Annotated in this window: 12 protein-coding genes; 10 read left to right on the forward strand and 2 right to left on the reverse strand. The window is 44.6% G+C overall.

Annotated elements, in window-relative coordinates; all coding sequences use genetic code 11:
* The 9 genes from AB5443_RS24245 (at position 1) to AB5443_RS24285 (ending at position 18,502) form a co-directional block, all read left to right on the forward strand.
* Positions 1-903, forward strand: coding sequence for a glycerophosphodiester phosphodiesterase family protein (locus AB5443_RS24245; protein WP_277131729.1), 903 nt, complete (start codon positions 1-3; stop codon positions 901-903).
* A gap of 19 nt (positions 904-922) precedes the next feature.
* On the forward strand, positions 923-3,427 hold the full coding sequence (locus AB5443_RS24250) for a family 20 glycosylhydrolase (RefSeq protein WP_277131728.1): 2,505 nt from the start codon (positions 923-925) through the stop codon (positions 3,425-3,427).
* 122 nt (positions 3,428-3,549) lie between these two features.
* Complete coding sequence (locus AB5443_RS24255) at positions 3,550-5,193, forward strand: DUF6377 domain-containing protein (RefSeq protein ID WP_368114553.1); 1,644 nt, start codon at positions 3,550-3,552, stop codon at positions 5,191-5,193.
* Positions 5,194-5,402: 209 nt separating this feature from the next.
* The gene (locus tag AB5443_RS24260) at positions 5,403-8,408 is read left to right on the forward strand and encodes a TonB-dependent receptor (protein ID WP_283139919.1); all 3,006 of its coding nucleotides are present in this window, start codon (positions 5,403-5,405) and stop codon (positions 8,406-8,408) included.
* Positions 8,408-9,943: a RagB/SusD family nutrient uptake outer membrane protein gene (locus tag AB5443_RS24265; protein WP_277131721.1), complete on the forward strand. Its 1,536-nt coding sequence runs from the start codon at positions 8,408-8,410 to the stop codon at positions 9,941-9,943. The genes AB5443_RS24260 and AB5443_RS24265 overlap by 1 nt, the downstream gene beginning before the upstream one ends.
* 30 nt (positions 9,944-9,973) lie before the next feature.
* Positions 9,974-11,464 (forward strand): glycoside hydrolase family 30 beta sandwich domain-containing protein, encoded by a 1,491-nt coding sequence (locus AB5443_RS24270; protein ID WP_277131719.1) that lies wholly within the window; start codon positions 9,974-9,976, stop codon positions 11,462-11,464.
* Between the two features lie 22 nt (positions 11,465-11,486).
* Complete coding sequence (locus tag AB5443_RS24275; protein WP_277131717.1) at positions 11,487-13,514, forward strand: DUF5125 domain-containing protein; 2,028 nt, start codon at positions 11,487-11,489, stop codon at positions 13,512-13,514.
* Positions 13,515-13,548: 34 nt separating this feature from the next.
* Complete coding sequence (locus AB5443_RS24280) at positions 13,549-16,113, forward strand: GDSL-type esterase/lipase family protein (RefSeq protein ID WP_277131715.1); 2,565 nt, start codon at positions 13,549-13,551, stop codon at positions 16,111-16,113.
* Positions 16,114-16,255: 142 nt separating this feature from the next.
* A complete protein-coding gene (locus AB5443_RS24285; RefSeq protein WP_368114552.1) occupies positions 16,256-18,502 on the forward strand; it encodes a glycoside hydrolase family 3 C-terminal domain-containing protein in 2,247 nt (748 codons plus the stop codon).
* A 115-nt stretch (positions 18,503-18,617) separates the two neighbouring features.
* Here AB5443_RS24285 and AB5443_RS24290 read toward each other — a convergent pair whose 3' ends face one another.
* Together AB5443_RS24290 and AB5443_RS24295 are read right to left on the reverse strand one after the other, a co-directional pair.
* The gene (locus tag AB5443_RS24290) at positions 18,618-18,935 is read right to left on the reverse strand and encodes a helix-turn-helix domain-containing protein (protein WP_022137071.1); all 318 of its coding nucleotides are present in this window, start codon (positions 18,933-18,935) and stop codon (positions 18,618-18,620) included.
* Positions 18,936-18,939: 4 nt separating this feature from the next.
* Positions 18,940-19,281 carry a type II toxin-antitoxin system RelE/ParE family toxin gene (locus AB5443_RS24295; RefSeq protein ID WP_195662414.1) on the reverse strand — a complete coding sequence of 114 codons (342 nt, stop codon included), beginning with the start codon at positions 19,279-19,281 and terminating at the stop codon, positions 18,940-18,942.
* A 990-nt stretch (positions 19,282-20,271) separates the two neighbouring features.
* On the opposite strand from AB5443_RS24295, the gene AB5443_RS24300 reads away from it, so the two are divergent.
* A partial coding sequence (locus AB5443_RS24300; RefSeq protein ID WP_368114551.1) for a hypothetical protein occupies positions 20,272-20,757 on the forward strand: 486 nt, incomplete at its 3' end.

Below are 20,757 nucleotides of genomic sequence, written 5' to 3' on the forward strand. Positions count from 1 at the left end.
ATGAAGAAAAGCAAGTTCATTGTGCTTTTGTTACTGTTCTGTTTGCAGCCGGGTTTCCTGGCTGCACAACGGGCGGAAGCCATTCGCAAAGATGTGTTGAATCCGCGCCTGGACAAAGTATTGGTGGTGGCGCATCGTGGAAATTGGAGTATTGCTCCCGAAAACTCCGTGGCAGCCATCGACAGTGCTATCCAGATGAAAGTCGACATTGTAGAGATAGATATCCGTAAGACGAAAGACGGGCAATTAGTACTGATGCATGACGATACGATAGACCGCACCACCAATGGTACAGGCAAAGTGAAGGATAAGACATTGGCTGAAATCAAGCAACTCCGGTTGAAGGATAAAGACGGTCGGCTGACGGAACATACCGTTCCCACGTTAGAAGAAGCATTATTGGCCGCCAAAGGTCAAATCATGGTGAACCTGGACAAGGCTTACAACATTTTTGATGATGTATATGCTATATTGGAGAAAACCGGCACTGCCGATTTAGTTATTATGAAAGGTGGTCATCCGGTAGAGACGGTGAAACGTGAATTCGGCTCTTACCTGGATAAAGTAATCTATATGCCCGTCGTAACGATTGACGATGAGAAATCGGTAAAAGTTATCGAGGACTATATGGAGCAGTTGCATCCCGTTGCTTTTGAATTGTGTTACCGGAATCCTTCGAGTACGGTACCTGTCAGGATGGAACGCCGACTGGCGGGAAAGAGCTTGATTTGGTATAATACCTTATGGGCTTCTTTAGCGGGAGGACATGACGATGAATTCGCGAAAAAAGACCCGGACGCAAGCTATGGATACCTTATTAATACATTAGGAGCAAGAATCCTGCAAACAGACGCTCCGGCTTATATGCTCGATTATCTGAGAAACAAAGGATGGCATGACTAATCACCCAGAAATGAAACTTATGAACGATATACGATTTTCTTTATTAGCGGGATGGCTGTGTGTCCTACTCATGGCGGGCGGTTGTAAATCAGCGGATGATTCCAAAGCTCCGGTATCTCTGACCTGGGAAATGGGAAATTACGATGAAAACGGCAAATATTATGAAAACTCATTTGTATTGAAGAACATTTCCGATGCTCCTTTAGGAAAGGACTGGGAGATTTTCTACTCGCAGTTTCCCCGTAAAATCCTGCCAGATGCTTCATCACCGGTAAAAGTAGAGCAGGTAAACGCTACCTACTTTAAAATGTATCCGGGTGAGGGCTTTGCCTCATTAGCTCCGGGAGATTCCCTGACAGTGATTTTCAAGTGTGACGGCGAAGTGCCGAAGAACTCGCACGCACCCGAAGGCGTTTATTGGGTAAGCCGGTCGGGTGCATCCAAAGGAAAGCCGCTTCCTGTGGGGTTGGATGCCATTCCATTACCCGTTACAGAATGGCAAAAGTCTGCCGCACAAAAGACTTACGACACCAATCTTCGTTTGGCGAACGCACGTACCTCGGAATTACGTTCGGTGGACATCATACCTTCCGTAAAGAAGGTACTTCCCGCCGAAGGGGAAATCTTATTGGAGAAGCAACTTGCCTTGACATTCCATGACGATTTTGCAAACGAAGCAAAGCTCCTGAAAGAGAAACTGACCGGATGGTTCGGACTGGAAATAGCACCGGAAGCTCCGGTGACTATCGTTCTTGATTATCTCACGGACGATAAAAAGGCAGTAAATGAAGAATATTATGAACTTCATATTGCCGGACAGCAAATCAGAATCAACGCTGCTACTCCGCACGGAGTTTTTAATGGAACTCAAACTCTGTTAGGACTGCTGAAAGGGCAGGACAGCCCGTTACGCCTGGAAGCAATGTCTATCCAAGACTATCCGGATTTAGTATACCGGGGACAGATGATTGATATTGCCCGCAATTACACAACAGTTGATAATCTGAAGAAACTCATAGATATTCTTTCTTCCTATAAACTGAATGTGCTCCATTTCCATTTCTCGGACGATGAAGGCTGGCGCCTGGAAATTCCGGGCTTGGAAGAACTGACAACAGTCGGTGCGCGACGGGGACATACCACCGATGAACAGGAATGGCAATACCCTGCCTACAACGGTGGATACGACCCTTTTTCCGCTACAACGGGAAACGGCTATTATACCCGTGCCGAATTTATTGATTTCCTGCAATATGCAGCGGAAAGGCATATACAGGTCATCCCTGAAATAGAATCTCCCGGCCATGCCCGTGCAGCCATTGTTTCGATGAAAGCAAGATATAATAAGTACATTGATACTGACCCGGAGAAAGCGAAGGAATATCTCTTGAGTGACTTGCAAGACACTTCCCGCTATATTTCCGCACAAGCCTATACGGATAATGTAATGAATGTAGCCTTGCCGTCAACCTATCGGTTTATGGAAAAGGTGATTCAGGAAATAGTGGCGATGTATAAGGAAGCCGAAGTTCCTTTGACTACTATCCACCTGGGTGGTGACGAAGTAGCGCGGGGTGCATGGATGGGTTCTCCTTTGTGCCAGGCATTGATGGAAGAACATGGAATGGCAAAGGCGCATGACTTGGCCGAGTATTTCATCACCCGGGTGGTTGACTGCCTGCAACAGTATAACTTGTCTTTTAACGGTTGGCAGGAAGTAGCTTTGGAGCATAAACCGGAGACTCATGCCTATCTCTCCCGGCACGCAGCCGGCATCAACTCATGGAAAACGGTTCCTGAATGGAAAGAAGACGAGATTCCTTATCAGATAGCCAACAATGGTTACCCGGTGATTCTCTGCAACGTGAACAACTTCTATCTGGATTTGGCTTATGACGCCCATCCCGATGAACCGGGACATTTTTGGGGCGGATATGTGGATGAGTCCAAAGCATTCTCCATGCTTCCGTATGACGTTTACCGTTCTTCCCGTACGGACATGGCAGGCAACCCGGTCGATGTAAGCGCCGCAGGAAAAGGAAAAACAACACTGACCGCATCAGGCAGGGAAAATATAAAAGGCGTGCAGGCACAACTGTTTGCAGAAACGATTCGAGGATTTCAATGGGTAGAATATTATATGTTCCCGAAAGTAATGGGACTGGTAGAACGCGGTTGGAATGCGCACCCGGATTGGGAAGCCCTTTCCGGCGTGGCGGAACAACAAGCCTTTGACCGGGATTTGGCACTGTTCTATGAAAGAATCAGTGTGAAGGAAATGCCTTACTGGAGCCGGACAGGGGTAAACTTCCGTTTGCCTCACCCCGGACTTTCCGTCAAAGACGGACTTCTGTACGCCAATACCCCCATCGCAGGCGGACAGATACGTTATACGACGGATGGCACGGAACCAACGGTTGAATCAGTACTTTGGGAAGCTCCCGTAGCTTGCGGGGCAGCTATGGTGAAAGCTAAATTATTCTTTAAGGATAAGCAAAGTGTAACCAGCCTTTATATGCGGTAGTTAGCGGATAGGTATATAGGTGTACTTTTAATTTCTGTCTGTTTTATACTTTAGAATACGAAGATTTTCTCTACATTTGTCTTTATTAGTCTTGTAATCTTCTATTAAAGTGTAATGCTCCGATGAAAAAAAAGTACCTGTTATTCTTTTTGATCCTTTCTTTTCCACTATATACCTGGGCCGGCAAGACCCTGGATTCGCTGCTCAGTGTGCTTGATCTGACTATTCAGGAACATGAAAAGTACGTTATACAGCGTGAATCCCGCATCGTGCATCTTAAAGATTTAGTACACGGAATAGAAGCCAGTTCTGTGGAACATTACAATCTGAACAGTCAGATATTCAAAGAATATAAAGCCTTTATCTGCGATTCTGCAATCCATTATTTGAATGAAAATATCCGGATTGCAGAACGCTTGCATGATACTGACCGGAGAATAGAAAGTAAACTGCAACTTTCATTACTATTATCTTCGACGGGAATGTACACGGAATCTATTGATGTTTTAGAATCCGTAGACCGGTGGGAAGTAGCTCCCCGTCTGATTCCTGATTATTACACTTGCTTTGACCATGTATATGGTGAACTGAGCGTATATACACAGGATAAGACACTTTCGGGACATTACTGGAGTATATCGCAGGCATATAAGGACCCCTTGTATGCTATATTACCCCATGAATCCGAAGAATACCTGCTGATGCACGAAGCGTTGCTTCGTGACCGTCACCAGTATGAGGAAGCCTTGAAGATAAACGACATCCGTCTGGCAGAAGCCGAACCCAATACCCCGCAATATGCATTGGTTACTTATCACCGTTCTCTCATTTATAAATATAGCAATGACAGGCAAGGCGAGAAAGAGAACCTGTGCCTTTCCGCCATTTCCGATATTCGTTCTGCCATTAAAGACCATGCATCGTTATGGATGCTTGCGCAGTTGCTTTACGAGGATGGCGATATGGAACGTGCATATCAGTGTATGCGCTTTTCCTGGAATGCAACCAAATTCTATAATGCCCGCCTGCGTAGCTGGCAAAGCGCCGATGTACTTTCGTTGATTGACAAGACCTATCAGGCCATGATTGAGAAACAGAACGACCGTTTGCAACAGAATCTGCTGCTGATTACCGCATTGCTGGTCTTGTTGATGGTAGCTTTAGGCTATATTTACCGCCAGATGAAGAAGCTGGCAGACGCCCGTAATCATCTCCAGGTGGCTAACGGGCAATTAAATGGATTGAATGAAGAGTTGAGACAGATGAACAGTTGCCTGTCCGCTACCAATATCGAACTTTCGGAATCCAATCAGATTAAGGAAGAATATATCGCCCGCTTCATCAAGCTATGTTCCACCTATATCAACCGTTTGGACGCCTATCGCCGCATGGTGAACAAGAAAGTATCCGCCGGACAGATAGCGGAACTGTTAAAGATAACGCGCTCACAGGATGCGCTTGACGAAGAACTGGAAGAACTGTACGCCAACTTTGATACAGCTTTCCTTCACCTTTTCCCCGATTTTGTGAAGAAATTCAATGACCTGTTGCAGGACAATGAACGGATTGTATTGAAAAAAGATGAATTGTTGAATACCGAATTACGAATCTTTGCTTTGATACGTCTGGGCATTGAAGACAGTTCGCAGATTGCGGAATTTCTCCGTTATTCGGTGAACACAATTTATAACTACCGGGCGAAAGTGAAGAATAAAGCCCGTGGTTCGCGAGAGGATTTTGAAGATTTAGTACGAAAAATCCGCTGATTGGAACTGTAAACTATCCACTTTTTTAGAGATGTAAACTAGAGGTAATGCGTTGGTAGTAAATGGGTTGAATCTTTTGATAATCCACTTATTGACCCCTCTTCGTGAGCTCACCTCGATTTCTTTATACTTTTGACCTGTGCTTCGAAAGCAATGGGACAAGCTCCGTTGCAGACGAACGTTTATTATTAACTTTTAAATTAGTACGCATGAAAAAGAACAGGCGAAAAATCCTTTCGGGGAGTCGCAAGATTTTCTTTGCTATCCTTGCAATGTTTTTATCTTTGAGTGCAAATGCACAGCAAATTACCGCGTCCGGTCAGGTCATGGATGCCCAAAAAGAGCCGCTTATTGGTGTCAGTGTACAGGAGAAAGGTACATCTAACGGAGCAATCACCGATTTGGATGGTAACTTCACGTTAAATGTGAAACAAAATGCCATTCTGATATTCTCGTATGTGGGTTACAAGTCTCAGGAGATGAAGGCAGCCCGCCAAATGAAAGTCACGCTTCAGGAAGACAATGAGGTACTTGACGAAGTGGTGGTTATTGGTTATGGCTCAGTGAAACGGAAAGATGTCACTACCGCTATCTCTTCCGTATCCACCAAAGACCTGGATATGCGCCCTATCGTATCGGCAGGTCAGGCTATCCAGGGAAAGGCAGCCGGTGTGTCGGTGATTCAGCCTAATGGTACGCCGGGTGGTGAAATGTCTATCCGTGTGCGTGGTACGACTTCGATGAATGGTAGTAACGACCCGCTGTATGTAGTGGACGGAGTGCCCGTAGACAACATCAAATTCCTTTCTCCGAACGATATTGAGAGTATGCAGATTCTGAAAGATGCTTCTTCGGCTTCTATCTACGGTTCCCGAGCTGCCAATGGTGTAATCCTGATTACCACCAAAGCCGGTGCGACAGGAAATGCGAAAGTATCTCTGACGGCTCAGTTCGGATTGAACAAAGTAGCGGATAAGGTAGAATCCCTGAACTCTGCGCAGTACAAGGAGTTGCAGGACGAAATCGGGCTTGTTTCCTTGCCGGACGGATTGCCCGACCGCACGGATTGGTTTGATGAAACCTATACGACCGGAAAGACACAGAATTACCAGGTAGCCGTATCCAACGGCAACGAGAAAATGAAATATTACCTTTCCGCCGGATACCTGAAAGAACAGGGAGTACTCGACATCTCTTATTACAAACGCTATAACTTCCGTGTGAATCTCGAAAATCAGATTCGCAAATGGCTGACCGTGAGTGCCAACATCTCTTATTCGGATTATACCAGCAACGGCGGTGGCGCCATGGGAACCGGCTCTAATCGTGGCGGCGTCATCCTGGCGGTTATCAATACACCGACCTACGCACCTATTTGGGATGCCTTGAATCCCAACCAATACTATAATAACTTTTATGGTGTGGGCAATATCACCAACCCGTTGGAAAATATGGCACGCGCAAAGAACAACAAGGATAAGGAGAACCGCTTGTTGGCTTCGGGTAATGTATTGCTGACTCCTTTCCCCGACTTGAAATTCAAGTCCACCCTTACCCTTGATCGCCGTAATGCTGTCAACACTACTTTTCTCGACCCTGTCTCTACCACTTGGGGACGTAACCAATACGGTGAGGCTTCGGACAACCGGAATATGAACACCGTTCTGACATTTGACAATGTACTGACTTACAATAAGAACTTCAAGAAGCACGGGCTGGAAGTGATGGCAGGTTCATCTTGGACGGACTCTGATTATTCTAACAGTTGGATAAACGGTTCGCATTATCGCAGCGACCAGATTCCGACGTTGAATGCTGCCAATAAAATATCATGGGACAACACCGGAACAGGCGCTTCACAATGGGGAATCATGTCTTTCTTCGGACGTGTTGCCTATAATTTCGACAGTAAATATCTGCTGACAGCCAATCTCCGTGCCGACGGCTCTTCCAAACTGCATCCCGACCATCGTTGGGGAGTATTCCCGTCGTTCTCTGCCGCATGGCGTATCTCTTCAGAGAAGTTCATGCAGAACCTTACATGGATTGATGACTTGAAACTGCGTGGTGGCTGGGGACAGACCGGTAACCAGTCGGGTATTGGGGATTATGCCTACCTGCAACGCTACAATATCGGACGTATCGAATGGTTCAAGAAAGGCGAGGAAGGAGACAAGACCGACTATGCAAATGCCGTCCCCACTATCAGCCAGGCAAACTTGCGTACATCCGATTTAACCTGGGAGACTACTACACAGACAAATATCGGTCTGGACTTGACAATCCTGAACGGACGACTGGCTTTCAATGCCGACTATTACTATAAGAAAACCAAGAATATGTTGATGAACGTCTCACTGCCTGCCGGTGCTGCCGCATCCACTTCCATTGCCCGCAATGAGGGGGAGATGGTGAACAAAGGCTTCGAGCTTTCTATCAGCTCGAAGAACTTCCGAGGCGGATCCTTTACCTGGGATACGGATTTCAACATCTCTTTCAACCGTAATAAACTAACGAAACTGGAACTGCAAAAAGTATATTACGACGCAAAAACATCGGACGTAATCAATGACTATGTGGTACGTAATGAGCCGGGACGCGCTTTGGGTGGTTTCTACGGTTATATCAGTGACGGCGTAGACCCCGAAACCGGTGAACTGATGTATCGCGACTTGAATAATGACGGAAAGATTTCGTCGTCCGACCGTACCTATATAGGTGACCCGAACCCGGATTTCACCTACGGTATGACGAATACATTTTCCTGGAAAGGCTTCAACCTGAGTATCTTTATCCAGGGCTCTTACGGAAACGACATCTACAACGCTTCGCGCATTGAAACGGAAGGTATGTACGACGGCAAGAACCAGTCGACCCGCGTCCTGAACCGTTGGAAAATCCCCGGACAGATAACAGATGTACCTAAAGCCAATTTCAAGCTGCTCAACTCCACTTATTTCGTGGAAGACGGTAGTTACCTGCGGCTGAAAGATGTTTCCTTATCTTACAACTTCAAAGGCAAACTTCTGAAGAAATGGGGCATCACCCGCCTGCAACCCTATTTCACCGCCAGTAACCTGCTGACATGGACCAGCTACTCTGGTATGGATCCGGAAGTAAACCAATGGGGAAATAGCGGTACGGTACAAGGTATTGACTGGGGTACGTATCCGCATTGCAGGTCATACGTGTTTGGTATAAATGTTGAATTCTAATGAAAGGAAAGATTATGAAACTAAAATATCTATTTTGCGGATTAACATCCGGTTTACTATTGGGACTTTCTTCCTGCTCACTGAATTATGAGCCATTAGATACTTATTCGGATGTGACGGAAGGAGTAACGGACAATGGTACAAAGATTGTGTTCAAGGATAAAGCGGCGGTTGAAAGCCACCTTACAACACTTTATAATCAGATGCGCGACCGTCAGGAACACTGGTATGTGGACTTGCTGCTGATATCAGACTCTCACGCGGATAATGCCTATGCCGGCACTACGGGAGCAGAAGTAGTCCCGTTTGAGAATAACTCCATTGAAGGTTCCAACTCTGTATTGGAACGTGACTGGAACCGCTATCTGGAAGATGTGGCCCGTGCCAACAAGTTGATTTGTAACATTGACCTGGTGACCGACAATTCGTTGACTACCACCGAACGCGCACAATACAAAGCCGAAGCAAAGATATTCCGTGCCATGGTTATGTTCGATATGGTTCGTCTTTGGGGAGACTTCCCCGTCATTACCACCGTGGCGGACGATATCACCTCTGAAAATATTGATGATGTATATCCACAATATTTCCCGGAGCAGAACACGGAACTCGAAGCCTATCAGCAGATTGAGAAGGACTTGCTGGACGCAGTGCTTTATGCTCCGGACAATACGCCGGGTAATAAGACATTGTTTACCAAATCGGTAGCCCGTACATTATTGGCAAAGATTTATGCGGAAAAGCCGTTGCGCGACTATGCAAAAGTAATTCAGTACTGCGATGAAGTAAAAGCCGACGGATTCGACCTTGTGGATGATTTCAGTGATTTGTTTGGAATGAATGATGCCGGAACGGATGCGAAGATGCGCAATACAAAAGAATCTATCCTGGAAGCCCAATTCACTCCCGGAGCCGGAAACTGGTGTTCGTGGATGTTTGGTCGTGACTTGGTGAACTGGAATACGAACTTCACTTGGGCAAAATGGGTAACGCCATCCCGCGACCTGATTAACGCCTTCAAGAAAGAAGGGGATGAAGTCCGTTTCAAAGAGTCTGTTGTCTATTATGACTGCCAATGGAGCAATTACTACCCGTCGGACAATTACCCGTTCATGTACAAATGCCGTTCGGCAAACAGCAGCATTATTAAATACCGCTATGCCGACGTATTATTACTGAAAGCGGAAGCACTGATAATGCAGGACACGCCGGATTTGGATGCGGCTGCCGATATTATTGATGAGATTCGCGGGCGTGCCGGACTGGGAGCACTTTCGGTTTCCACCCGTTCTAATAAGGATGCTATGCTGAACGCACTGCTTAAAGAACGCCGTTTGGAACTTGCCTTCGAGGGACAGCGCTGGTTCGACCTTGTCCGTCTGGATAAAGTGGAAGAAGTGATGAATGCGGTGTATGCCAAAGATTCCGGGCGAAAAGCACAGGTTTACGTTTTCGACAAGACTTCCTATCGCTTGCCTATCCCGCAATCGGTCATTGATGCGAACGATAAGATTCAGCAAAATCCGGGGTATTAATTCAATTCAAAAACATATAAACTCAAAAATATGATTAACATGAAAAATATAGCATTGACCTTATTAGGATGCTTCACCATATTGGCTGCTTGCAGCAACAGTGACGACGCGGAAAAACCGGTTGCGCCCGTTCCGACCGGAGACGTGACCATTTATACGACAACCAACAGTCTGACCCGCGACCTGGATCGTGATGCCGTTAATTTCAGTTCGAAAGACAACTTGGCACCTACTTCAATCACTCTGAACCCTACGGAGCAGTATCAGACTATGGACGGATTCGGAGCCGCTATCACAGGCGCTACCTGCTTTAACCTACTGCAAATGAAACCGGCAGACCGTCATGCTTTTCTTACGGAAACCTTCTCTGATAACAGTGGTTTCGGCTTTAGCTATATCCGTATTTCCATCGGTTGTTCGGACTTCTCATTGAGCGAATATACTTGCTGTGATACCAAAGGCATTGAAAATTTTGCTTTGCAGAGCGAAGAAAAGAATTATATCCTGCCTGTTCTGAAAGAGATTCTGTCTATCAACCCTTCCATCAAGATTATGGCTGCACCCTGGACGTGCCCGCTATGGATGAAAGTGAAGAGCCTGACAGACCTTACCCCGCTTACGTCCTGGACAAACGGGCAGTTAAATCCCGCTTACTATCAGGATTATGCTACTTATTTTGTGAAATGGGTACAGGCATTCAAAGCCGAAGGAATTGATATTTATGCCGTCACTCCACAGAACGAACCGTTGAATCGTGGCAACTCGGCTTCACTCTACATGAGTTGGGAAGAACAGAGGGACTTTGTGAAAACTGCTCTCGGCCCCCAATTCGCTGCTGCCGGACTGTCTACAAAGATTTATGCATACGACCATAATTATGATTACAGCAACATTGAATCGGAGAAGAACTATCCCGGCAAAATGTATGAAGACGGAGAAGCTTCCCAATACCTGGCAGGCGCAGCCTATCACAATTACGGCGGCGACCGTGAAGAACTCCTGAATATACACAAGGCGTATCCGGACAAAGAACTCCTGTTTACGGAAACTTCTATCGGAACTTGGAACAGCGGGCGTGATTTGTCGAAACGACTGCTCGAAGATATGAAAGAAGTGGCATTGGGCACGATTAACAACTGGTGTAAGGGCGTTATCGTCTGGAACCTGATGCTTGACAATGACCGCGCCCCCAACCGTGAAGGCGGCTGCCAGACTTGTTATGGAGCGGTAGATATTAGCAACAGCGATTATAAGACGATTATCCGTAACTCCCACTACTATATCATCGCCCACCTTTCAAGCGTTGTGAAGCCGGGAGCCGTGCGTATCGGTGCAACAGGTTATTCTGACAGCAATATCATGTATTCTGCTTTCGAGAACCCGGATGGGACGTATGCCTTTGTACTGATGAACAACAACGAAAAGACAAAGAAAATAACCTTCAGTGACGGTAAGCGTCATTTTGCCTATGATGTTCCGGGCAAATCAGTGACCTCTTACCGTTGGGCGAAGTCGGAATAAGAACCTTAAAACGATAAAGACAATGAAAAGAAGTATCTATATAATACTGGCGTTGGCAGGAATACTGGCAATGAATTCCTGTAGTGATGACGAGTTCCTATCGGGTAATCCGGATATGGAATTCATCACAGGAAAAGTTAGCGCTCTTTATGGCGACAGCCTTTCGTTTACGATTAAGGCTTCGGATATCGACGTTCCTCTTTCTACATTGAAAGCAAAGCTCTTCTATGGCGAAGAGCAGGTATCCGAAACGGTCATCCGCACAAAGACAAGCGGCAGTGACTATTCCGGAAAGGTCTTTGTTCCTTACTATCCCAATATAATTGACGGCAGGGCGACCTTGAAATTTGTACTTCAGAACATTCATTTCACTACGACTGAAATGGAACAGGAAGTAGTGTTGTCCCGTCCGGACTTTCCTTATGTGACTTTGGTGGACGAGATGGGAGAGGAATACTTGATGAAAAGGCAGTCGTTGTATAATTATAGTGTGACCGGCAGATTTCCTCAAGACTTGAAGGCCTATATCAAAACACCGAAAGTAGGGGAGAACGGCAACGAACTGACTTTCGGTTGGGATAATGACAATCTGCTTGCAGAAGGAAAGAACGTGAATCCTATCACCTTCTCCGGTACGGCAAAAGAGTCTTATGAAGTGACATTCAATGCCCTTACATACGAAGTTACCCCATTGGTGAATGTCCTGTTTGATGGAGAGAAAATGATAGCGCAAGATGCGAATACGTATCTTATACAGAAATCCTTTACTCAAGGACAGTCAATCGTGGTGTCGGGTATTGATATGAACGGTTGGTGGATAAACCCTGATTATTTCACGAAAGAATCTGATGGTACGTTGACTTTCTTGCCGATGGACGGTAAGTACCGGGTGGTTGCCAATATGAAACAGAAGTATTTCGGGGTTACCCGTATGGACGGTGATAAAGAGGCTACCCTTTCTGAAGACGGGCATGGTGCTATCTGGCTGTTAGGATGGGGAGTCGGTTCTCCTTCATTGGATTATCAGTTTGGTTGGAATGAGGGGCAGGCATACTGCGTACCCGAGATTTCGTCTAAGAAGTATCAATTCATGGCAACGGCAGGGCCCGAACATGGTTCGTCTGTTGGACAGCGTATTAGGGCAGACTATTTGGGTTGTAAATTCTACTTCCAGAACGCTTGGGGAGGCGAGTTCTCCAATAGCAACCAATTAACGGTAGCAGCGGGTTCGGAATCTCTCATAAAGGTGCTTGACAGCGGAAATATTGAGTTTGCGGACGGTGCAAGTCTGGAAGAGGGCGCAACTTACGTTCTTACGGTTGATTTGACAGCAGGTATTACTAAAGGTGTGGTTTCTTTAAAGAAGATTTCAGATGGAGAGGTGAAGCCGGAACCGGCGGTAGTGCAGACTTTTTATTTCGACTTCGGCTCTATTACGGCAGCTCAAGGCACTGTGACTGAGGGACCCGATGTGAATAACCATTATTGGAATAATATAACTAATAATGAATCAGGTAATAAATATGCGGCAGCAGGTACGGTTTATTCTCCTCTGGTTAATTCTGAAAATGCTCAAACTGATTATGCTTTGACTTTGGATGTCCGTTTCTCTACTAATGGAAAGAGTGGGGGTGGTGGTTTATTAGAACCGCAGGCTGATTTGTTGAATGATTTGGCTGTGGCATCCGCTACCGAAGATTATTTCTTTACCGAACAGAATGAAAATGAGGACAGAAGTTTTACTTTTTCAGGATTGGATAAAGAGAAAGGATATAAGTTTTACATATTCGGTAGCCGGAAAACGAACGCTACTGATATCCGTATCGTAAATTATATTATGTCGGGTTCTAATGAATATACGGGTGAATTACAAACTTCAGGTGATAATTGCGGAGGTGAAGGTATTCATCAGAACATTAAAGATATCTGTGAGTCAGAAATGATTTATCCGAATGAAAATGGCGAGATAAAGTTTACTTTGGCAAAAAAGCAAGGTAGCTATGCTGCGCTCAATGCTCTGAAGATGGAGGAATATACCAATGTTAAATGATAAAGAAATCAGAACTTAATAAGATTAATAGAATATGAAGAAATATATGTTATTGGTATTCGCTTTATTTGGAATGCTGGCGATAGGTTCTTGTAATGATGATGAACCGGTAGTCCCCCCTTCACCGGGTGAAGAAATTGAAATTCTGGAACCGGCAACACCGGTATTGGTACAGACATTATACTTTGATTTTGGCTCCCAAACGGATGGGCGGGGGAGCATGACCGAAGGGCCTGACGCAAACAATCATTATTGGAATAATATAACCAATAATGACGGAAACTATGCCGCGATTAATACAGTCTACTCTTCTTTGGTTAACTCGGAGAATACTTCAGTGACTTATGAACTGACCCTGAACAGCCGCTTTTCCACCAACGGACAGAGCGGTGGCGGCGGTCTGCTTGAACCTCAGGAAGAGTTGTTGAAGGATTTTGCCGTGGCTTCTGCCACAGAAGACTACTTCTTTATTGAGTCCGGTGAGAATAACAGCAGTTTTACATTCAGTAACCTCGACCCGAAGAAAGCATATAAATTCTATGCATTCGGCAGCCGGAGCACTACGCAGACACGTACTGCTTATTATACAATGACGGGATTGAACCTCTATCAAGGCGAATTGCAGACTTCCGGAACCAACTGTGGTGGCGAAGGTATCAACCAGAATATACAGAATATCTGTGAGTCAGAGCTCATTTATCCGGATGATGCTGGCAATATAAAATTTACCGTTTCGAGAAAGAACGGTGACTATATTGCGTTAAATGTGCTGAAAGTAGAAGAATATACCGATATAGAACGCCCCGAACAATTTACGTCACTCACTATGAGCGGCAGTGCTGTGGAGGAAGGTCAAGTATCGATGCATATGGTATCTGCCGACGGGAGTCCGACAAATGTTTTTGAAGCGTACACCTCTTTCGGTTCCGGTGACTTCTCGTTCAAGGGAACCACAAAAGACGGCAAGACTGTAAACATCGGAAAAGGGTATAAAGAAGGAGTGGTGGCTACAAATAATTATAGCATTGCCGCCCCTGTGACCGGACAGATTCGTCTTACCATTGACCTGAGCAGTAAAACGTACGAAATCACCCCGATAGAAAGCTGGACACTTGTGGGAAGCGTCACTCCGAACGGATGGACGGTAGACAAAGGGGTTCCTTTGGCTTATCAGGGAAAAGGTGTCTGGGGCGGAAGAGTGAAGTTGACCGGAATATCCGGTGTGAGTGACCGCGAACGCTTTAACTTTGTGATGAACAGGAGCTGGGATTACGTGATGAAACGTGTGAAAAGTACGACAAATGAAGTCGGCATGGGTACGCAGGGATATAATACCGAGGATATTAACCTGAACCACGGTACTTATCACATTACACTGGACTTGCGCAGATATGTTTACTATATCGACTGTGGTGAAGAAGGTATCGACCCTTTCAAAATCTCCGTAATGGGTTCTTCCGTTGCCAACGGGCAGGGAGCAACGAATAATCATGGTTATGCTTATATGTATGGTGAACTGCTTGACGAGCGTTTCCGTAACCAGGAAAGCAAATTTCCGTGGTACACTTCCGGTATAGCCGTTAATGGCAATAATACGCTTAACCTGCTGGCACGTTACAACGACTTGATTCACGACTGCGGCACTTATGTAATTTTCGGTCTTTCACTGGGAAATGAAGGTATTCACAATGCAGCCGACCAACAGGCGGTCTACAACCAATTCAGGGATAATATGCAAACTCTGATTAAGAAAGCCCGTGAAGACGGGAAGTATCCTGTGATGATGAACAACTATACCCGTGGCGATTTTGATGCAAGCGACTATGAATACGTGAAGCAAATGAATCTGTTGATTCATGAGTGGGACCTTCCTTCTGTCAATCTGTTGGGAGCGATAGATAACGGCAGCGGTGTATGGGCGAACGGCTATCAGAATGGTGATGATATTTATCATCCTACTACCGACGGACATCGTGAATTTACCTATGCCATGGTTCCTTCCCTGTTTGATGCGATAGATGCGGGCAAAAAACAACCGGTACGTGTCATCGGCACTTCCTACTCTCTGGCAGATAAAAGAGTACTGGAATTCACTCCCGAAGAAACCGTACATCCGTTTACAATCTCTTTCAAAGTGAAAGGAACGGCAGACGGAATCATCGCTTCTTTTGCCAATGGCGGTAATGCGACCGGAACTCTGAAGATTCAGGATGGAGTGGTAGTATATGACTCCCCGTTGACTGGCGAAATAAAAGGTACGGTAAATGTGACGGATAATCAGTGGCATGTAGTATCTTTGACACACTATTATGCTCAGGGGCGTACACTGTTATATACAGACAAGGTATTAGCCGGAGAGTTGGATGAAAAGCTGACCGTCGGAAAATTCATCGTTGGTGATAATACTTTCACAGTCGGCAGGGAATATAGCGAACTGTTCTTCTATCGTTCGGCTATGGTTCAGGAAGAGATAGATAAGCTCTGCGATGGAAGGATGCTGAAGTCCAGCCTGGAAATATATGCTCCCTTGGATGGCTCGAAGTCAACGATTGAGAATCTTGCCCAAAGTATGAATAGTGTCACATTAAAGACTGAATAAGGACGTATGATACCGGTTGCATCGGGTTGCAATTATAAAAAACATTAATAAAGCCGGATGCAACTAGTAACTACCCCTTGTTTGCGAGTCTTTAATTATAAATATGTGGAATTATAACTTACTTCTTATATCATAAATAAACATGAAACTTAAAGCAATGTTACTTGGCTTGTCTATTATGGCTGCACTGCCTGCCTCGGCGCAGAAACCGGTGTATCTGGATACGAATAAGCCAATCGAAGAGCGAGTAAAAGACGCATTGAACCGGATGACCCTTGAAGAAAAGGTGAAGATGCTTCATGCACAGTCAAAATTCAGTTCGGCAGGCGTACCCCGTCTCGGAATCCCGGAGGTATGGGCTACCGACGGCCCTCACGGCATCCGCCCGGAAGTATTGTGGGATGAATGGGACCAGGCAGGATGGACAAACGATTCCTGCATCGCTTACCCCGCATTGACTTGCCTTTCCGCCACATGGAATCCCGAGATGTCTCATCTTTACGGAAAAAGTATCGGTGAAGAGGCGCGTTACCGGAAAAAAGACATCTTGCTAGGCCCCGGTGTGAACATCTATCGTACTCCTTTGAACGGACGTAATTTTGAATATATGGGCGAAGACCCGTATCTGTCCGCTACGATGGTAGTTCCTTATATCAAAGGAGTGCAGGAGAACGGTGTAGCCGCCTGCGTGAAGCATTACGCACTGAACAACCAGGAATTCAACCGGCATACCACTAACGTGCATCTGAGCGACCGTGCCCTTTATGAAATATACCTGCCTGCTTTTAAAGCTGCCGTTCAGGAAGGCGGAACATGGTCGATTATGGGCTCTTATAATCTTTATCAGGGACAACACGGCTGCCACAACAAACGTCTGCTCAAAGACATTCTTCGTGATGAATGGGGCTTTGACGGCGTAGTAGTGTCCGACTGGGGTGGTGTACATAATACCGAACAAGCCATCTACAACGGACTGGACTTGGAATTCGGTTCGTGGACAAACGGATTGTCTGCCGGAACCCGTAATGCTTATGATAATTATTACCTGGCTTTCCCTTACCTGAAACTGATTAAAGAAGGTAAAGTCGGAACAAAAGAGTTGGACGAGAAAGTCAGCAATATCCTTCGTCTGATTTTCCGTACTTCGATGGATCCGCATAAGCCGTTCGGCTCTTTAGGTTCTCCCGAACACGGACAAGCCGGTCGTAAGATAGCTGAAGAAGGAATCGTTCTTTTGCAGAACAACAATAACGTGTTGCCTATTGACTTGAACAAAGCGAAGAAAATAGCCGTTGTCGGTGAGAATGCAATCAAGATGATGACAGTAGGCGGTGGCAGTTCTTCCTTGAAAGTGAAGTACGAGATTTCTCCGTTAGACGGTTTAAAAGCACGTGCCAGCTCACAGGCAGAGATTGTATATGCCCGTGGATATGTAGGCGACCCGACAGGCGAATATAACGGAGTGAAAACCGGGCAGGACCTAAAAGACGACCGTTCGGAAGACGAACTTCTTGCTGAGGCTCTGCAAGTGGCTAAAGATGCGGATTACGTTATCTTCTTCGGCGGATTGAATAAGAGCAACCATCAGGATTGTGAGGACTCAGACCGTGCTTCGTTGGGCTTGCCTTATGCACAGGACAGAGTAATCAGCGAATTGGCAAAGGTCAACAAAAAACTGATTGTTGTCAATATCTCCGGCAATGCGGTAGCTATGCCTTGGGTGAACGACGTTCCTGCCATCGTTCAGGGTTGGTTCCTGGGTTCGGAAGCCGGAACGGCTCTTGCTTCTGTGTTGGTAGGTGATACCAACCCTTCTGGAAAATTGCCTTTCACATTCCCCGCAAAGTTGGAAGATGTGGGTGCCCATAAATTAGGTGAATATCCAGGCAATAAGGAAGAACTGGCAAAGTCGAAACATAGAGGAGATACAATCAACGCAACCTATCACGACGACATCTTTGTAGGTTACCGTTGGGCGGATAAGGAGAAAATCAAACCGTTGTTCCCCTTCGGTCACGGATTGAGCTACACCACATTTGCTTACGGCAAGCCTTCGGCTGACAAGAAAACAATGACAGCCGACGATACGATTTCCTTCACTGTCAATGTGAAAAATACAGGAACCCGTGAAGGTCAGGAAGTTGTTCAACTTTATATCAGCGACAAGAAATCTTCTCTACCCCGTCCGGTAAAAGAACTGAAAGCTTTCCAAAAAGTAAAACTGGCTCCGGGAGAAGAGAAAGCGGTAACGCTGACGGTTGATAAGAAAGCATTGAGCTTCTTTGATGATGCAAAACACGAATGGGTAGCCGAACCGGGCAAGTTTGAAGCAATTATCGGAAGTTCATCGAGAGATATGAAGGGGATTGTACCCTTTGAGTTGAAATAGGTAGAAAGTTGGTAAAAATGGATTGTCGGGAGAATGTTACTGTCTGTCAAGATAGGAGTAACATTCTCCTTTTTCATTGAAGCTTTTCAATTATTGTTATAAAACTTATGAAATTTTACCAAAGGGCAACTTTCCCCAAAGAGCCAAGTTCTAAACTTGCTGTTTTTACTCCCATTGCCTTAAATGCTCTTACAATCGTAGAAAAAGAGATACTTTTTCCGCTTTCAATCTTTGATATTTGCGCTCTTTTCACTCCCATAAGTTCTCCTAGTTGTTCCTGAGTAAGATTTTTGGCTTCTCTTGCTTGTTTAATAGCTTCTCCAATGAGAAAGTTATTAATATCAGTCTCATATTTTTCACGTGCAGGAGTACCTTTTTCTCCTATTACCCTATCCAGCATTTCTTCATGGGTATAAACTTTCAATTTTTCCATATCACTACTTTTTAGAGTTGAAATATATTTTTCTTAATTCTTCTGCTTTCGCAATTTCCTTTGATGGCGTTTTGGGAGTCTTTTTCACAAAGCCGTTAGTGGCGACAACTAATGTATCCTTATCCGTGTCCCAGAATGCAAGTAAGCGGTATGACATTCCACCATACAAAGTCCTGAACTCCCAAATATCAGAATCTCCCATTTTCTTGAACAATTCTTTGTCTATTACAAGCATTGCTTTTCCAATATTATAGGCAATTTTATTTCTTGCTTTCATATCCAAAGATTCCAAAAACTTAATTGCTTCATCCATGTATATAACATTAAATCTTGCTTTTTCTTCCATGACTTTGTGTTTTCTGAGGCAAAGATATAAAAAACGTTCCTATTTTGGAAACAATGGATGGCATATTTTTGACCAAACAATAATATTCTCCTTTTTTCTTTGGAACTTGTATTTTTGCATTAACGCAACCGCTGTTACAGTAACAGATACTACATTAATTAATATACAACTCTCAAAAGTATAAAAACGGATATTTACAGCTTCCATCTTTAGGTGAATGGTTGTAAATCAGCGACTTATGGGTGAAACGAGACATCAAATATAAAGTATTTGTTCTTCACTCCATTCACCTTGCTTTTTTCAAATATGCTATGAGCTAAAATAAATATGCTCATAGCTAATATTCCGTTAGGTATTAACATTTGAACTATTAGGTATTAATACTCTATCCCTAGGGTGTTAATATCTGAGTTGTTGGACATATATACCCAAGACGCAGGAGCTATATATCCAAGACATTGGAACTATATGCCCAATACATTGGGGCTATATGTCCAATAAACGTTGTAAGGCCAATTTTGAGATGTGAAGGGAGTGAAGAACGAATACTTTATATTTGATGTTCCGTTTCACTCATAAGTAGCTGATTCATAGTTGTCCATCTAAAGGTGAAACTGGTGAACCCTTTGAACGTATATTATAGTTATAGGTTAATCTTAGAGGTTTTTGTACTGAGTTTATTACTATGATTTCTAAATTATATGGATTTTCTATCTCCTTTTCTGATTTTATATTCTATCTTTGTAGTGCATTCCATTTTAGACCACGACAGGGAAACCTGCCGTACCAATGTGGCGGGCTTTTTTATGCCCGTCCCATCAGTCCTATATGGCGGTTTCGTACTCCCATGTAGGATGTTAATGCACCTACTGCTGTCGTGGATAGTGGAATGCAATGGGACAGGCGGAACCGCTTCTTTTATTTTCTAAAACTACCTTTCTGTATCGCCCCATTGAACTTAATTTATTCACCATTTAATTTTAAATTCTTATGGAAGAGGTTTTAAACAATCAGCAAGTTCGCCCGGGGGACGCGACACAATTCATGCATGCCATTTTTTCATCAGATGATGAAATGATGACTTTTTATCTGACATTCAGTCGTTTTGTTAATCCTGACAGTTATTTGGTGCAATGCACCGACCGGAAAAGATTGGAAGATTTGGCTAATGTACTTCGTAGCAATGTGGTGGCTTTTAATGCTATTCATAGCTATAAGTCTATAAGTGTGAAAGAGGTGATTAAAGGATTTGGAATGTATATGATGAGTATTCATATTTCTAATGCCAATCGTCAGCAAGGTGCCGATGCGGTAGGCAGTTTGATTAATTGCGTAATAGATATAACCAAAAATAGTTGGCAATTTAGAAAAATGAGTCGGTCTAACTATATACAAATAAAGTATTTACAACCGATTATTACTCAATATTTTATAGATAATAAGTCAGAAATATGGTTGTTATTTTTAATTGCACAT

Origin of the sequence: Bacteroides sp. RTP21281st1_H5_RTP21281_210402, assembly GCF_040918965.1 — a bacterium.
GTDB lineage: Bacteria > Bacteroidota > Bacteroidia > Bacteroidales > Bacteroidaceae > Bacteroides > Bacteroides congonensis.

Coding starts and splice junctions, on each gene's coding strand:
- AB5443_RS24245 (WP_277131729.1), top strand. CDS start 1: ATGAAGAAAAGCAAGTTCATTGTGCTTTTGTTACTGTTCTGTTTGCAG.
- AB5443_RS24250 (WP_277131728.1), top strand. CDS start 923: ATGAACGATATACGATTTTCTTTATTAGCGGGATGGCTGTGTGTCCTA.
- AB5443_RS24255 (WP_368114553.1), top strand. CDS start 3,550: ATGAAAAAAAAGTACCTGTTATTCTTTTTGATCCTTTCTTTTCCACTA.
- AB5443_RS24260 (WP_283139919.1), top strand. CDS start 5,403: ATGAAAAAGAACAGGCGAAAAATCCTTTCGGGGAGTCGCAAGATTTTC.
- AB5443_RS24265 (WP_277131721.1), top strand. CDS start 8,408: ATGAAAGGAAAGATTATGAAACTAAAATATCTATTTTGCGGATTAACA.
- AB5443_RS24270 (WP_277131719.1), top strand. CDS start 9,974: ATGATTAACATGAAAAATATAGCATTGACCTTATTAGGATGCTTCACC.
- AB5443_RS24275 (WP_277131717.1), top strand. CDS start 11,487: ATGAAAAGAAGTATCTATATAATACTGGCGTTGGCAGGAATACTGGCA.
- AB5443_RS24280 (WP_277131715.1), top strand. CDS start 13,549: ATGAAGAAATATATGTTATTGGTATTCGCTTTATTTGGAATGCTGGCG.
- AB5443_RS24285 (WP_368114552.1), top strand. CDS start 16,256: ATGAAACTTAAAGCAATGTTACTTGGCTTGTCTATTATGGCTGCACTG.
- AB5443_RS24290 (WP_022137071.1), bottom strand. CDS start 18,935: ATGGAAAAATTGAAAGTTTATACCCATGAAGAAATGCTGGATAGGGTA.
- AB5443_RS24295 (WP_195662414.1), bottom strand. CDS start 19,281: ATGGAAGAAAAAGCAAGATTTAATGTTATATACATGGATGAAGCAATT.